The 13,027-nt window shown below is 62.1% G+C and carries 12 protein-coding genes and 1 pseudogene; 7 read left to right on the top strand and 6 right to left on the bottom strand.

Features of this window, described 5'->3' with window-relative positions:
• Window positions 1-141 precede the first annotated feature (141 nt).
• Window positions 142-1,332 (bottom strand): MFS transporter, encoded by a 1,191-nt coding sequence (locus IMCC21224_RS17215; RefSeq protein WP_047996387.1) that lies wholly within the window; start codon window positions 1,330-1,332, stop codon window positions 142-144.
• A gap of 270 nt (window positions 1,333-1,602) precedes the next feature.
• Entirely contained in the window at window positions 1,603-2,034 is a 432-nt protein-coding gene (locus IMCC21224_RS17220; protein WP_047996388.1) for a MarR family winged helix-turn-helix transcriptional regulator, read from the bottom strand.
• Window positions 2,035-2,231: 197 nt separating this feature from the next.
• On the opposite strand from IMCC21224_RS17220, the gene IMCC21224_RS17225 reads away from it, so the two are divergent.
• The 7 genes and pseudogenes from IMCC21224_RS17225 to IMCC21224_RS17255 all read left to right on the top strand — a co-directional run bounded on the left by IMCC21224_RS17225 (window position 2,232) and on the right by IMCC21224_RS17255 (window position 8,931).
• Window positions 2,232-2,906, top strand: a complete 675-nt coding sequence (locus IMCC21224_RS17225) for a phosphatidylserine decarboxylase (protein WP_047996389.1) — start codon at window positions 2,232-2,234, stop codon at window positions 2,904-2,906.
• Window positions 2,903-3,661 (top strand): CDP-diacylglycerol--serine O-phosphatidyltransferase, encoded by a 759-nt coding sequence (gene pssA / locus IMCC21224_RS17230; RefSeq protein WP_047996390.1) that lies wholly within the window; start codon window positions 2,903-2,905, stop codon window positions 3,659-3,661. Before IMCC21224_RS17225 ends, pssA begins: the two co-directional genes overlap by 4 nt.
• A gap of 56 nt (window positions 3,662-3,717) precedes the next feature.
• Entirely contained in the window at window positions 3,718-4,659 is a 942-nt protein-coding gene (locus tag IMCC21224_RS17235) for an ABC transporter permease (RefSeq protein ID WP_047996391.1), read from the top strand.
• Window positions 4,656-5,473, top strand: a pseudogene (locus IMCC21224_RS17240) (ABC transporter permease). The gene IMCC21224_RS17235 and the pseudogene IMCC21224_RS17240 overlap by 4 nt, the downstream one beginning before the upstream one ends.
• A complete protein-coding gene (locus tag IMCC21224_RS17245; protein ID WP_047996392.1) occupies window positions 5,470-7,098 on the top strand; it encodes an ABC transporter ATP-binding protein in 1,629 nt (542 codons plus the stop codon). The pseudogene IMCC21224_RS17240 and the gene IMCC21224_RS17245 overlap by 4 nt, the downstream one beginning before the upstream one ends.
• A gap of 28 nt (window positions 7,099-7,126) precedes the next feature.
• On the top strand, window positions 7,127-7,867 hold the full coding sequence (locus IMCC21224_RS17250; RefSeq protein WP_047996393.1) for an SDR family oxidoreductase: 741 nt from the start codon (window positions 7,127-7,129) through the stop codon (window positions 7,865-7,867).
• A 56-nt stretch (window positions 7,868-7,923) separates the two neighbouring features.
• Window positions 7,924-8,931, top strand: a complete 1,008-nt coding sequence (locus IMCC21224_RS17255; protein ID WP_047996394.1) for a P1 family peptidase — start codon at window positions 7,924-7,926, stop codon at window positions 8,929-8,931.
• A 105-nt stretch (window positions 8,932-9,036) separates the two neighbouring features.
• Here IMCC21224_RS17255 and IMCC21224_RS17260 read toward each other — a convergent pair whose 3' ends face one another.
• The 4 genes from IMCC21224_RS17260 to IMCC21224_RS28975 form a co-directional block, all read right to left on the bottom strand.
• Entirely contained in the window at window positions 9,037-9,834 is a 798-nt protein-coding gene (locus IMCC21224_RS17260) for an SseB family protein (RefSeq protein WP_047996395.1), read from the bottom strand.
• 179 nt (window positions 9,835-10,013) lie between these two features.
• Window positions 10,014-11,504, bottom strand: coding sequence for a helix-hairpin-helix domain-containing protein (locus tag IMCC21224_RS17265; RefSeq protein WP_047996396.1), 1,491 nt, complete (start codon window positions 11,502-11,504; stop codon window positions 10,014-10,016).
• Entirely contained in the window at window positions 11,501-12,817 is a 1,317-nt protein-coding gene (locus tag IMCC21224_RS26630) for a PP2C family serine/threonine-protein phosphatase (RefSeq protein ID WP_197089219.1), read from the bottom strand. Before IMCC21224_RS26630 ends, IMCC21224_RS17265 begins: the two co-directional genes overlap by 4 nt.
• Window positions 12,814-12,915 (bottom strand): DUF3039 domain-containing protein, encoded by a 102-nt coding sequence (locus tag IMCC21224_RS28975; RefSeq protein ID WP_156178323.1) that lies wholly within the window; start codon window positions 12,913-12,915, stop codon window positions 12,814-12,816. The genes IMCC21224_RS26630 and IMCC21224_RS28975 overlap by 4 nt, the downstream gene beginning before the upstream one ends.
• Window positions 12,916-13,027 lie beyond the last annotated feature (112 nt).

The following is a 13,027-nucleotide window of genomic DNA, read 5'->3' on the forward strand; positions in this document are numbered from 1 at the left end:
GACTATTTACGCCCCTCGCGACAACGCCGAGGGCGTAAACCTGGGTTGAGACAGTGGAATTCCCGGATATACGCAAAATCAACATCTTAGGGTCCGGCCCCATTGAAACCGCCCGAGATCTGAGGCTTGGGGACGGGCCCGTTAAGTGTCGTCGATCCGCGGCAGGAACCACGCCAGCAATCCCGCCAGAGGCAGGAACGAACAGAAACGATACACTGCCTCGACGCCGTAACTGTCCGCCAGAACACCCAAAAATGCAGCCGCCACGCCGCCCAGACCAAAGTTCAGCCCATAGAACAGACCTCCGATCAGGCCGATTCGGTCGGGCAGCAGATCCATTGCGTAGATCAGGATCGAGGCAAAGGCGCTGGCCATGATCAGATTGATCAGGATCGTCAGGATGCCGGTCCAGAACAAATCCACATAGGGCAGCATCAGCGTCAGCGGCAGCGGCCCCAGCACCGAGACCCAGATAATCCGGTAGCGCCCGATCCGGTCGCCGACGACCCCACCAATCAACACACCGACAGCCGATGCCATCAGGAAAACAAAAAGCATCATCTGCGAAGCCGGGATCGACAGGCCGAACCGTTCGATCAGGTAGAAAATGTAGAAAGAGCGGAAACTTTCGGCATAGGCATTCTTGGTAAACATCAGCAGGGTCAGCACCACAAGGCTGATGCCGATGGTCAGCGGCGCGTGCCGGACCGTCACCTTGCCGTTTTTGCTGCGCGCCACCATCGACGAGAATTCGGCGCTGATCTGCCGCTGCTTGCTGCCAATCCAAGTCAAAAGCATCATCGCCAGAAGTGCGATAACCGCGAACCACGCAAGGCTCGGCTGGCCCCACGGGACGATGATCAAAGCGGCAAACACCGGCCCGAGTGCCCCACCAGCCTGTCCACCGACCTGGAACATCCCTTGCGCCAGGCCCTGCCGACCACCGGCAGCGTAACGTGCCATCCGCGTCGCCTCGGGGTGAAAGATTGATGAGCCGATGCCGATCAAAGCCACAGACACCAGAATCATCGCATAGCTCAGGGCAAAAGCGAGGCAAACCAGCCCCGACAAGGTGAACATCATCCCCACCACCGGCGAATAGGGTGCGGGATGCCGATCGGTCACCATGCCGATCACAGGTTGCAGCATGGCCCCCGCGATCTGAAAGGTCAGGGTGATCATGCCGATCTGGACGAAATCCAGCGCGTAGGCCTCTTTCAGGATCGGATAGGCCGCCGGGATCAGCGATTGCATCAAATCGTTCAAAAGATGCGTCAGACCCAAAACCGCAAGCACGGCCAGATGGATTTTGGGTCGGGATGTGATTGTCATATCAATTATCTTGCAGGTTTAGGTGTTTCAGGCAGGATCGGGGTCAATTGCGCATATCTTGCCAGTGGTCGCAATGGGCACGAACGGTCGGATCGTCGGAAGTATGGTTCATCCGTAGGAAACAACAGCGCCGAGCGGACATAAGGTTTTAGCAAGCCCCCTGACTGAGCCTGAGACCCGGCGATCATCACCCGGCAGATTGCCCGCCCCAGCAACCCATGTAAAAAGTCATCGCTTCAAACCGCTCTCGGATTCGGGGGCAGTAGCCTGTTAGATCTGCATGCGCGCGGCAAGCGCCAGTAATGACTCGCGTAGAGCATCAGCGGCGTCCTGTGTCAGGCCGGTCTGGCAACTCACATCATGCTGAATCCGGGCGACGACCCGCTCTAGCGCAGCGCCGGCATCGGTCAACGCCATCAGCTGGACCTGATGGTCAACCTCGTCCTGATGCCGCCGTATCAGGCCACCGCGTTCCAACCGTTCAACGGTGGACGCGATAACATCGGGTTCAAGGCTTAGCCGGTGGGTAAGGTGATCCCGCGTGCTCGCCCCGTGCTGCCACAGCACCAACAGAACCAGATATTGCGGGTAGGTCAGGCCCACCGCCCTGAGCTGTGGCCGATACGCCTGTGTCACGGCATTGGTCGCAGCATAGAGCGCAAAACACAATTGATCGTCTAGGGTCAGTTTCTCAGCATCCAATGGTCTGTCTCCGCAAGAGGTGGTGTCTATCACCCAAACGCATTCTCGCTGGAATTGGTTCATGTATGATTGAAAAGCCCGCGACAGAAATTTCGGCATATTGCTGGCGTTTTCCGGCTCCGCGCTGCGTCCCGCTTGTATCCGCGGTGCCTCTCAACTAACTCGGGGGCTATATTTCCCCGACCAAGGATCCTGCGATGCGTATGCGCGACACGTTCATCAAGCCGATGCACCCCGAGGGCCGCAAGTTTGTCGGCATCTTCGCCGCGATCACCCTGGTGCTGTTTCTGATCTGGAATCCGCTTGGCTGGATCGGGGTCGGCGCGACCGTTTGGTGTTACTATTTCTTCCGCGATCCCGAACGGGTGCCGCCCGCACGCCCCGGTCTGGTGATCAGCCCTGCGGATGGCATCGTGTCGCTGATCGAACCGGCCGTCCCACCCGCTGAACTAGGTCTGCCCGACGTGGCCCTGACCCGTGTCAGCGTGTTCATGAACGTCTTTAATTGTCACGTAAACCGGACGCCTGCACCGGGTGTGGTCACGGCCACCGCGTATCGCCCCGGTAAATTCCTCAACGCATCGCTCGACAAGGCGAGCGTGGACAACGAACGCATGAGCCTTGCGCTGACACTGGACGACGGGCGCAGCATCGCCTTTGTGCAGATCGCCGGGCTGGTTGCACGGCGCATCGTCTGCTTTACCAAACCCGGCGCGCGGCTGGGCGTCGGCGAACGCTTTGGCCTGATCCGATTTGGGTCGCGAGTGGATGTCTACCTGCCCGACGGCGTCGAACCGCTGGTTTCGATCGGCCAGACCATGGTCGCCGGTGAAACCGTCCTGGCCGATCTGACCCAGACGCAACCCGTATGACTCAGCCCCCCGCCCCCAAGCCGATCCAGCGCAAGCCGCGCAGCGAATACGCGCTGATCCAACTGCTGCCCAACATGCTGACCGTCGCGGCGATCTGTGCCGGGCTGACCGCGATCCGCTTTGGCGTCCAGGGCAACTACCTGAATGCCGTGCAGCTGATCCTGCTGTCCTGTGTGTTGGACGGAATTGACGGGCGGCTGGCGCGCATTCTGCGGGCCGACAGTGCCATGGGGGCCGAGCTGGACAGCCTGGCGGATTTCCTAAACTTTGGCGTCGCGCCGCCGCTGCTGATTTATTACTGGGCGTTGCAGGATGCGCCGCGACTGGGCTGGCTGTCGGTGCTGGTCTTTGCGGTCTGCTGTGTGGTGCGGCTGGCACGGTTCAACGTCTCGACCCATGCCGGCGACCCCAAGGACGTGGCCGCCTATTTCACCGGCGTCCCTTCTCCTGCTGGTGCGATGTTGGTGATGCTGCCGATGTATCTGAGCTTTGCCTTTGACGACGCCCAGCTGCTGCCGGATCTGGTGCTGTGTCTTTATATGGCGGGGATCGGGCTGTTGCTGATCAGCCGCATCCCGACCTGGTCGTTCAAAACGACCAAGGTATCGCGCGAGAACGTGAAATATTTCCTCGTGGCCTTTGCCTTTGTCGCGGCGGCATTGATGAACTATGCATGGCTTACGCTGATCGCCCTGTGCCTGGGCTATGTCGCGACGGTGGTTTGGGCCCTGGTGACGCAGCCCCGCAAGGGCTGAGCGCCGCCCAGTTACGACCGCTGGACCCCGGGCGCAGCGCATCCTAACGTGGTGTCATGCTGCGCTATGCCCTCACGCGATTTGGTTCTTTGGCGATCAGTCTGCTGATCGCATCTCTGGTCATTTTTCTGGTGGTCGAGGTCGCCCCCGGTGATCCCGCCAGCTATATGCTGGGGCTGAATGCACAGCCCGATACGCTGGCATCCCTGCGTGCCGAGCTAGGCCTGGATGTGCCCAAGATTCAGCGCTACCTCAACTGGGTTGGCGGCATGGCATCGGGGGATTTTGGCACCTCTTACACCTATCGCACACCGGTTGCACAGATGATCGCAGACCGGCTGTGGGTGTCGCTGCCGCTGGCGCTCTATGCACTGGGTCTGTCGGTGCTGCTGGCGTTCCCCGCCGGGCTGTTTGCCGCCGCCCGGCGTGGTCATACTGGAGATGTCGCGGTAATGTCTGCCACGCAGCTGGGTATCGCGCTGCCGAATTTCTGGTTCGCCATGCTGTTGGTGCTGCTATTCGCGATCAAGCTGCGCTGGTTCAGCGCGGGTGGTTTTCCCGGCTGGAGCAACCCGGCACTGGCGATGAAATCCCTGACCCTGCCCGCGATTGCGCTGGCCCTGCCGCAAGCGGCGATCCTGACCCGTGTGTTGCGGTCAGCCCTGCTCGACACCCTGGCCGAGGATTACATCCGCTCCGCCCGCGCCAAGGGCCTGTCACGGCGTCAGGCGCTTTGGCGTCATGCGTTGCGCAATGCGTTGATCCCGGTTCTGACCATCATCGGGCTGCAATTTTCGTTTCTGCTGGCCGGGGCGATCATCATCGAACAGGTGTTCTTTCTGCCCGGCCTCGGACGGCTGATCTTTCAGTCCATCGGCCAGCGCGATCTGATCGTGGTGGAATCGGTCGTCATGCTGCTGGTGTTTGCCGTGATCCTCGTCAATTTCATTGTCGATCTGGCCTATGCCGCCGTAGATCCAAGGCTGCGGGCGCGATGACACAGCGCAGCCTGCTGATCGGCACGGCGCTCACCACGCTGTTCCTAGTGGCGGCGCTGCTGTCGCTGATCTGGACGCCGTATGACGCCACAGCCATTCACATCCCGTCGCGCCTGCGCACGCCAGATGCGGCGCACTGGCTGGGCACCGACCACTTTGGCCGCGATATCCTGAGCATGATCATGGTGGGCGCGCGCACCTCGATCTCGGTCGCGCTGGTGGCTGTCGGTATCGGCATGGGCCTTGGTGTGCCATTGGGGCTGGCTGCTGCCGCTCGCTCTGGTGGCTGGCTGGACGAGGTTATCATGCGCGGCAACGATCTGATCTTTGCCTTTCCCAGCCTTGTCATCGCAATCCTGATCACCGCTGTCTTTGGCCCCGGTGCTGTGAACGCGATCATCGCCATTGGTATTTTCAACATTCCGGTCTTTGCCCGACTGACCCGTGGCGGGGCGCTGTCGCTCTGGCAGCGCGACTTTGTCCTCGCCGCGCGGGTGGCCGGCAAAACCGCTGCCCGCATCAGTGCCGAACATATTCTGCCCAACCTCGCCAATCTGCTGATCGTGCAGGGGACCATACAGTTCAGCCTTGGCATTCTGGCCGAGGCGGGGTTGTCCTATGTCGGTCTGGGCGCGCAACCCCGACCCCGTCCTGGGGGCGGATGCTGGCCGATGCGCAGACCATGGTGTCGATCGCGCCGCATGTGGCGATCGTGCCCGGCATGGCCATTGTTCTGCTGGTTCTGGGGCTGAACCTGATGGGTGACGGACTGCGTGACCGGTTGGACCCTAGACTACAGGTGGTGCGGACATGAGCCTGTTGTCGATCCGCAACCTGTCGATGGGCATCCACAACCGCCCGATCCTGAGTGACATATCGCTGGATATCGCAGCCGGAGAGATCGTCGCCCTGACCGGTGAATCCGGGTCGGGGAAATCCATGACCGCGCTGGCCACCATGGGCCTGCTTCCCGATGGGGTCAGGGCCACCGGCCAGATCCTGTTGAACGGCACCGACCTGCTGACACGGACCGAGCGGCAGCTGTGCGCCCTGCGCGGCGATGCGCTGTCCATGGTATTCCAGGAACCGATGACAGCGCTCAACCCGGTACAGACCATCGGCGCTCAGGTCTCCGAAGCCTTGCGGCTGCCACGCGGCGGCGCGGTGGCGATGCCTCGTGCGCAGGTGCGGGCCCGGACACGCGAAACCCTCGAACGGGTCGGCCTGCCTGCGGATCGCGTGCCCCCCAACCGCTATCCGCACCAACTCAGCGGCGGTCAGCGCCAGCGCGTTGTCATCGCCATGGCTATCGCCCGCCGCCCGGCCCTGCTGATCGCGGACGAGCCGACCACCGCGCTGGACGTGACGACACAGGCGCAAATCCTGGATCTGCTGCGCGATCTTGTCCGCGAATACGACATGGGCCTGATGATGATCACCCATGATCTGGCTGTGGTCAGCGACATGGCCGACCGGCTTGTGGTGATGCAGAACGGCGCAATCGTCGAACAGGGGCCGACGCTCCAGGTCTTTGCCCAGATGCGCCACCCCTATACCCGCGCGCTGTTTGCCGCCTCGGGTCACCAGGCGACCCTAACGCCGGTGCGGGACAACGCGCCTCTGCTAGAGGTCCGCAATGTCACCCGCAGTTACCCGCTGCCGCGCCCGTCACTGTTTGCCCGACGGCCCCTGTTTCACGCGGTCAACAATGTCAGCTTTGACATCCGCCGTGGTGAACGGCTTGGCCTTGTCGGAGAAAGCGGCTGCGGCAAATCCACCCTCGCCCGCGCGCTGCTGGGGTTAGAGCCGATTGTGTCCGGCAGCATCACCCTGGGCGGGGTGCCGATCATTGCCGCTGATCACACCAACCGCGCTGTTCGGCGTCGAATGCAGGTGGTGTTTCAGGATCCCTTTACCTCGTTCAACCCGCGCCACAAAGTCGCGCGGCTGATCACCGAGCCATTTCACCTGCTCGATACACCACCCACGGGTGCCGCCCGCGACGCCGCCGTGGCCGAGGCGCTGAGGGCTGTCGGCCTTAGCCCGTCGGATGCCGGGAAATATATCCACGCCTTTTCGGGGGGGCAGCGGCAACGCATTGCCATCGCCCGGGCGCTGATCACCCGCCCCGACCTGATACTGTTTGACGAGGCCGTCTCGGCCCTCGATGTGCGGGTGCGGGCGCAGATCCTTGACCTGCTGGCCAATCTGTCCCGCCGCTACGGGCTGACATATCTGTTCATCAGCCATGACCTGTCAGTGGTGCGCGGCATCACCGACCGCGTGATGGTGATGCAAGCCGGCGAGATCGTCGAACATGGCCCGACCGAGCAGGTCTTTGACGCGCCGCAACATCCTTACACCCAGCGCCTGATTACTGCCGCCCCGCGCCTGCCTGATCTGACGCAAGATACAGGCGTTGCCCTGACCAAACCATGACAGCCCATCGAACAAAACGGAGAACATCATGAGATTACACGGCAAAACCGCCATCGTCACCGGCGCCGGCTCTGGGTTTGGTGCTGGCATCGCCCGACGGTTTCGCGCCGAAGGGGCCGAGGTGATCGTCGCAGACATCAATGCCGACGCCGCTCGCGCTGTCGCGGACGACTGCGGCGGCACTGCGCAGACGGTCGACGTGGCAAATGGAGACAGCGTAGCCGAGATGATCGACGCCGCGATCCGCACCATGGGTCACGTCGACATCCTTGTAAACAACGCCGGGATCACCCATCTGCCCAGCCTGATGGAGGACGTGTCCGAAGACGACTTTGACCGCGTCTTTGCGGTCAACTGCAAATCGGTCTACCTGACCGCCCGCGCCCTGCTGCCACATCTGAAACATCGCGGCACCGGCGCAATCCTTAACATCGCTTCAACCGCTGGCGTGTCGCCCCGCCCCAAACTCAACTGGTACAATGCCTCAAAGGGCTGGATGATCACCGCCACCCGCGCAATGGCGGTGGAACTCGCGCCGATGGGCATCCGGGTCAATGCACTGAACCCGGTGGCGGGTGAAACGCCCCTGCTCAAAAGCTTTCTGGGTGAGGATACCCCGGAAATGCGCGCCAAATTCCTGTCCACGATCCCGCTGGGCCGCTTTTCCACCCCCGAGGATCTGGCCAATGCCGCGCTTTATCTTTGCTCGGACGAGGCAAGCATGGTCACTGGCGTTTGCATGGAGGTCGATGGCGGCCGCTGTATCTGACACCTCGCGCTGTACCATCGCGACCAACCACCACAGCACAGAAAGGACAGGTTCCAATGCAGCCCGGCCCGCTGAACCTCATCACCGATGTCACCGGCCTGCGGGTCGGCAATGCGCAGGACGGCGCGCTGAAATCCGGAACCACGGTACTGACGGCAGATGCGCCGTTTGCCTGTTCCTATGCCGTTCAAGGGGGCGCACCCGGCACCCGCGAAACCGATTTGCTAGAGCCCGACAAATCCGCGCCGGGGGTGGATGCGCTGGTCCTCTCTGGTGGCAGCGCCTTTGGTCTCGCGGCGGCGCAGGGCGTGATGGACGCGCTGCACGCTGCGGGGCGCGGGTTCCCCGTGCTTAGCGCCCGTGTGCCGCTGGTCCCGGCGGCGATCCTGTTCGATCTGCTCAACGGTGGACAAAAGGACTGGGCCGCCAACCCGTATCCCGCGCTGGGACAGACCGCGCTGGCTGCGGCGGACATCCGGTTCGCCCTCGGCTCTGCCGGGGCGGGAATCGGAGCGCAGACCGCACAACATAAGGGTGGGCTTGGCTCGGCCTCACTGGTGTTGGAAGGGGGCATCACCGTCGGCGCGCTGGTGGCGGTAAACCCGCTGGGCAGCGTCACCACCCCGTCGGGTCGGCATTTCTGGGCGGCGCCTTTCGAAGTAGCGTCTGAATATGGCGGGCTTGGCCCCGATCCAGCCGTCGGGCTTCAGCCTCTGCCCAACAGCCGGAAATCCGCCGCCATGGCGGCGCAGGGCAACACCACAATTGCCATTGTCGCAACCAACGCCGCACTCGACAAGGCGCAGCTGAGACGGCTGGCGGTGGCGGCGCATGACGGCATGGCCCGGGCCATCGTGCCCGCACATACCCCCCACGACGGGGATCTGATCTTTGCCCTCTCGACAGCCGCGACGCCACTGATCGACCCGATGCTGCAACTAACGACAATCGGTCACGCCGCCGCGCTGTGCCTGTCCCGCGCCATAGCCCGCGCGGTGTGGCATGCGTCGCCAGAACCCGGCGACACGCTGCCCTGCCTGCGCGACACGCTGGCTGCGCGGTGATCTCTGAGAGGGTCGGCGGGGATTGTTGGTGCCGCGAGCGTCCTTACAACAGCAAGGGCCCGTACCAGTCGCGCGACACACCGAACAACGACGGAGTGGCGTTGGCTACCTCAGGATCGGGGGTTTGTCGGGGTTCATGCCGGGGGCGGTCGCAGTCACTCTCTCGGGTCCGGTCGCCTCGGGTAGGTCAAAGCGCAGCCCGACGCGCGCCAAACGTGCGGTCAGTGGATCGCTATCCGCCAGAAATACCACATCCAGCGCACCGGCCTCGATGCCCGAAAACACCAGCGCCTCGTTGATGGCGCGGGCCAGCGCCGGTTCGGCACCCGATTTGGTTCCGGTGAGGCCAAGTAGATGACCCCGGCTGTCGTCGTCATACGTCACAGCCACCAGATAGGCTTTGCGCGCCAGTCCCGCCGCGAGTCCCAGTTTGGTATCGAGCGCGCCAAGCAGCGCCTCGGGCAGGCCCGCGCCGGGGGCACCGACCTCGACCGGGCGGGCTTCGGCCTCTTGCGGGGTGTGACCAAGGGTCTGCGCCAGCCAGGTCACCGCCTCGGGCGGGATCAGAATCGACGACGGGGCCACGTCCAGGTTGACGCCCAGGCCAATTGTCTGACCGGCCAGCATCCCGGCGATGGTCCGACCAGGCAAGGCGGCATAGGGCGACGCCTGTCCGGTAAAGCGGGTCAGGCGCTCTTCGCGGTCAAATACCAGCACAAAGCGGCTGTCAGGCAGCTCGAACAGCTCAGGCGTGATCTGATCGCCATCAGCCTCGTCCTGCAACAGCAGGAAAAGTTCGGAATCCGTCAGCCTCTCGTAAAACCGCAGGCGGGCGGCCTCGTCACCTGGCGCGGCCTCCATCGCGGCATGGGCCCTGTCCAGCGGCGTGATCTCATCAGTCATTCAGCACCTCCTTGGTTCTGGCGCGCAAGATCGGCAGCCGATCGACCGCGCACCAGCGATGTTTCCTGATCCCTGCGGTATTGCGCCAGGGCAATCGCGGCAAGGGGGGCAGATGGTCGCGCCAGCCCCGCACGAGGGCCATCATGCCCACAGTGCGGACGTGCCTGCCCGAACCCGACCTAAGCGCCCGCCATCTGAACCTGAATCAGCCGCCCACCCTCTTGCGGCGATAACAGAATCTGTGTTCCGTTCTCAAGCTTCACAGATCCGCCAATGGCAACGTCCTGCCCAGTCGAGACATTCTTCATACCGGGCATCTTTTCGTTGACCAAAAACCAGTTCCCCTCGTGCAGCTGGAAATAGCCGACCCGTTTTTTCAAAGCCGGATCAAGATGTTCGTTCGGAAACACCTTGCGGTTCACATGCCACTCAAAAAGCGACTGCCCATCCCAGACCATGACGCGATGGTTGTCGGGGTGAAAGCTGCCTTTGGTCCGGCTGGAGTAGAGATTGAGCACTGGCAACTTGCCACGATAGGGCGTGCCGCAATGGGGACAAACCGGCGCACGCGTGTTGTCAAAAACAAACCAACCCATTTCACAGGGTGCCGAACAAGGCTGGATCATGTCCAGCGTGCGCACCAGCGCATTCTCCCACTCCGCAGGCGACGGGCGCTTGCCCGGGTTGTGCAGCCCCTCGATGAAAGCGCGATCAAAAAGTTCCTTTAACAGCGGTCCGGCCATGCTGTAGGGCCGCGCGACCGGATCCCCCCAGGGCAGCGACTGCGGGCGCAGATCGTCCGGGCGCACACGGTTGCTGGCATCAGTGGGGTGTTCAACAAACAGCGCCTGTTCGCCCATGCCCAACTCTTCGTCGCGGGTTGGATCGGCATCAAATACCTTGCGCCCCCGCAGCGGGTGTCGAAAGAACAGATACATGTAAATCAGCACCGCAAGTGCATGACGGTCGGTTGTTCTGGACGGCAGCACACGGGCCTTATCGTCCTTGGACAGATTCTGAGTGGCGATCACCTCTGGCGCAATAAAATCCGGCGTACCTGCGACGTCGGGCGGGAATTTGCCCGGCACGACTAGGCCGTCGATGTCGATCAGGCACGCCTTGCCTCGCGTGGGATCCACCAGCACGTTCTTGTAGCTCAGATCGGAATGCGCCAGCCCGGCCATGTGCAGCCTGCGCACTGCGCGCGAAATCGACAGGCAGATTTGCAGATGCGTCAGCCAGTTGCCCTTTTCGCGCGTATCCAGAAATTTCTCGCGGTTCGAGGCAGAGGCAAACCATTTGCCCTCTTTGTCCTTGCCCCGGATGTTTAGCATGTCGTCATTCTTTGAACCGAATTCAAAGAAGAAATGCGACGCGTAAAATGGCACGACGACGCCAATACGGCCGTCGTGCTGAACGGTATCAACCGGCCAGCAGAAATAATCCTTCCAGAAGTCGCCACCGTCCTTGTCGAACAGATTGCTACGGTAGCGGGTGGTAATTTCGCGCAGGCGCTCCTTTAGCGCTGCGTCAGGGGCATCCCTGAAAAAGCCCACCACATACGTCTTGTCGGTGCTGACATATATGTCCTTCATCGCGCCAGAGGCGATGACCTCGTCGACAAAGGACACGGGCTGACCGGTGTCGGACGTCAGGCTGACCACATTCATGTGTCCGCCGCCCCGGAATCGTCGGCCTGATCCGCCACGCTGACTTCGGTCGCCTGCGTTTCCCCGGCATCGGCGGGCGGCTCGGGTGGGACCGGGATCATCAGGGCAATGGTTCTGTCATCATGATTGCCACGCGACCAGAAATCGAGCCATCCCAGCATCTCTTCCTTCAGGTTCGGATTGTCCGGGTGCAACCACACCTGCGGGCAGAGATCGTCATCCCAAAAGGCTGTCCAGCTATCGGCCTTTGCCAAGAGCGCATCTGTCGGAAATTTCGGATCGGTGATGCCATCTGTCATCGCAGCAAGCACGGTAAAGCCGTGCCTGAGATCAACGAATAAACGTTCGAGAACGTCTTTTGCTTCGCGAAACTCTGAAGTGGCCAGAAACCGGGTTTGACCGGCAAACTCACCGCTGTCGGGACGACAGAGCACGTCGACCCGCGCCGCCTCGGCATCGAACACTGCAACGCCGCCGTCCCCGACGGTAAAGCTCGCCGTGAACCATTTATCCGCAACCTGTCGGGACACGGCGATCACGATCGTTGTCGCAAATTCTTGCGCCGGGCGCTCGTGACCGGCGGCCTGTTTCTCGATGGCATGCGCCGCATGCAGCGCGGCCTTGGGCAGAACGGGATATAGCAGCGCCTTGGTGGACTGAAACCATGCCGATGGTTCGGATGCCGTGTCAAAATCTGCCACAATACTGTCGAGGTTGGGATCGACGAGATCAGCCAACAACTGCGGCAGAACATCCATAACCGTGTCACAGGCAATCCGGCTGCCTTCACGGCTAAGCTCGGCGGACCCGGCCCCATCCGCGACAACAAGGATATGCCAACCGGTTTCGGTATTCGCACAGATGCGGAAGTGATCGTCGCGATACTTGCCCTCCTGGGCGTGGGACCGACCCCGCTTGCTCGCCGCGATGATCACGGCGTCGGCGGCCTGACTGTCAAAAGCCTCATCAGGTTTGGCCAGTGCCGCGTTCTGATCTGACGGGATATTCTTCCACAAATCACGTGGGTCAGCGATGATTGACACACGCGCCCGCAAGCTGACGGATTGCCCGAACCTAAGCGCGTCGAGCATCATGGTATACTCACCCGCCGGGAGCGGCCCGCCCGACACAGTACCGTCGAGCGCAATTGTCAACCCCGTGCCGCCATCATCGCGCAGGACGATGTCGTTATAGCCCTGGATCACATCCACATAGGGCTGACGCGTGCGGCCGTTCCTTAGGTTTATCCGTTCGGGATCGGGGCGAGTGTTTGCGGGTCCAACTTTCGGGATGCCGCCGGGGCCTATGATCATGCTGCTATCCTCTTGCAATCCCGAATCGTCGGTCGGGCTTTGGGCTGGCGCGTCGCCTGCCATATCTTCGCGCACAGGTCCGTCAGGGGCCTCGTCATCAAGCGTCAGTTCAACCGCAGTCTCGTCTGTGGTGTTTGCCGCCGGTGGCGTTACCTCAGGCTCTGGCGACACATCCACAGAGGCGTCATTCCCGCCTTCTGGCAGTTCAGG

Source organism: Puniceibacterium sp. IMCC21224, from assembly GCF_001038505.1.
GTDB lineage: Bacteria > Pseudomonadota > Alphaproteobacteria > Rhodobacterales > Rhodobacteraceae > Puniceibacterium.

Coding starts and splice junctions, on each gene's coding strand:
- IMCC21224_RS17255 (WP_047996394.1), top strand. CDS start 7,924: ATGCAGCCCGGCCCGCTGAACCTCATCACCGATGTCACCGGCCTGCGG.
- IMCC21224_RS26630 (WP_197089219.1), bottom strand. CDS start 12,817: ATGATCATAGGCCCCGGCGGCATCCCGAAAGTTGGACCCGCAAACACT.
- IMCC21224_RS17215 (WP_047996387.1), bottom strand. CDS start 1,332: ATGACAATCACATCCCGACCCAAAATCCATCTGGCCGTGCTTGCGGTT.
- IMCC21224_RS28975 (WP_156178323.1), bottom strand. CDS start 12,915: ATGACGAGGCCCCTGACGGACCTGTGCGCGAAGATATGGCAGGCGACG.
- IMCC21224_RS17235 (WP_047996391.1), top strand. CDS start 3,718: ATGCTGCGCTATGCCCTCACGCGATTTGGTTCTTTGGCGATCAGTCTG.
- IMCC21224_RS17260 (WP_047996395.1), bottom strand. CDS start 9,834: ATGACTGATGAGATCACGCCGCTGGACAGGGCCCATGCCGCGATGGAG.
- IMCC21224_RS17265 (WP_047996396.1), bottom strand. CDS start 11,504: ATGAATGTGGTCAGCCTGACGTCCGACACCGGTCAGCCCGTGTCCTTT.
- IMCC21224_RS17225 (WP_047996389.1), top strand. CDS start 2,232: ATGCGTATGCGCGACACGTTCATCAAGCCGATGCACCCCGAGGGCCGC.
- IMCC21224_RS17245 (WP_047996392.1), top strand. CDS start 5,470: ATGAGCCTGTTGTCGATCCGCAACCTGTCGATGGGCATCCACAACCGC.
- pssA (WP_047996390.1), top strand. CDS start 2,903: ATGACTCAGCCCCCCGCCCCCAAGCCGATCCAGCGCAAGCCGCGCAGC.
- IMCC21224_RS17250 (WP_047996393.1), top strand. CDS start 7,127: ATGAGATTACACGGCAAAACCGCCATCGTCACCGGCGCCGGCTCTGGG.